This is a genomic window from Streptococcus sp. F2 (assembly GCF_056500955.1).
On sequence record NZ_JBWKAI010000064.1, the window covers coordinates 1 to 1,744 of the forward strand.

A 1,744-nucleotide genomic window follows, 5' to 3' on the forward strand; every position below is an offset into this window, starting at 1 on the left:
GGTTATAATCAGGTTTTTCTTTGTGTAACATAGGAGAACCTCACAAGTCCTTTTTCTTATATTATACTCCTAAATATCATGAAAAGCCCCTAGAAAAGTGATTCTAAGGACTTTGTCTTCAGTCTGAGAGCTGGAACAGTGTTCCAGCTCTTTTGTGGTGATCAGAAAATGGTCTTATTTACCAAGACAGAATTGACTAAAGAGTTGGGTAATGAGCTCATCAGGAGCAGCGTCCCCAGTGATTTCTCCGAGGATTTCCCAAGTTCTGGTTAGATCAACTTGTAGTAAATCCACTGGCATGCCAAGGGCTAAACCATCATTGACAGCTTCCAAACTTTGTACAGCCTTTTCAATCAAAGAAATGTGGCGGGCATTTGACAGGTAAGTGGCATCTTGCTCTACCAAACCAGCGTTGTCAAAGAAAAGCTGGTTGATGCGATCTTCGATCAGGTCAATATTATGGTTGGTTAACACCGAAATAGGAATAAGGTCCGCTGGCAACTGCTCCAATTCAATCTTTTGTTCCAAATCCGTTTTATTCAGCAATATAATACGGTTACTGTCTTGACTGAGATGTAATAGCGATCGGTCTTGGTCAGTTAATGGTTCAGAGGCATTCAGCACAAGGAGAACAAGGTCAGCTTCTTGAAGGGCTTTTTTAGACCGTTCAACTCCGATTTGTTCGACCAAATCATCTGTCTCACGGATACCAGCCGTATCGACAAGCTTGAGGGGAACTCCCTTGATATTAACATATTCTTCAATGACATCTCGAGTGGTTCCTGCAATATCAGTCACAATAGCCTTGTCTTCTCGCAACAAATTATTGAGCAGGCTTGACTTACCGACATTTGGCCGTCCGATAATAGCTGTTGACAAGCCCTCACGCAGAATTTTACCTCGTTTAGCTGTGCGGAGGAGATTTTCCAAAAGGCTTTGGAATTCTTGTGTTTTCTCACGCAGCAGAGCAGTGGTCATTTCTTCCACATCGTCATATTCCGGGTAGTCAATATTGACTTCAACCTGAGCTAAGGTATTGAGAATTTCTTGACGCGTGTCATTAATTAACTGAGAAAGGGAGCCATCTAGTTGCTTGACCGCAATCGTTATAGCCTTGTCTGTTTTAGCACGAATAATGTCCATGACAGCCTCAGCTTGAGTCAAATCAACACGACCATTTAAGAAAGCGCGTTTTGTGAATTCACCGGGCTCTGCCATTCTAGCCCCTTGTCGAATCAGTAATTGTAATATTTCGTTAGTTACTGCAATACCACCGTGCGTGTTGATTTCAACTACATTTTCACGGGTAAAGGTTTTGGGAGCCAGCATGACTGACACCATAACCTCATCGACAATAGTTCCTGTGTTAGGATCAACGATATGACCATAGTTAATGGTGTGTGAAGCTACTTGCTCTAAGTTCTTTCCCTTAAAAACAGATTGTGCAATGGCAAGCGCATCTGTTCCTGATAGACGAACAATGCCAATAGCCCCTTCACCAAGAGGGGTTGAAATGGCAGTAATTGTATCAAATTCTTTAGTTATACTCATGCCATCTATTTTAAATCAAGTCCTGTCAGAAAGCAAGGTCTTGCTATGACAAGAGGAGAAAATCAGCACGCCAAACGCATGAAGAAACTTTTGTTTTCAGAAAACTAGATTCATAATGACAAAATCAATCAAAGTAGTACACTATAGATGAGGTGACTACGATGATTGATTTTATTATTGCTATTGATAATTG

At 41.3% G+C, this 1,744-nt stretch carries 1 protein-coding gene; it reads right to left on the reverse strand.

Translation table 11 applies throughout. The features are described 5' to 3' along the window. Positions 1-174 precede the first annotated feature (174 nt). Entirely contained in the window at positions 175-1,551 is a 1,377-nt protein-coding gene (mnmE, locus tag ACYTR8_RS10265; RefSeq protein ID WP_479642116.1) for a tRNA uridine-5-carboxymethylaminomethyl(34) synthesis GTPase MnmE, read from the reverse strand. Positions 1,552-1,744: the final 193 nt, after the last annotated feature.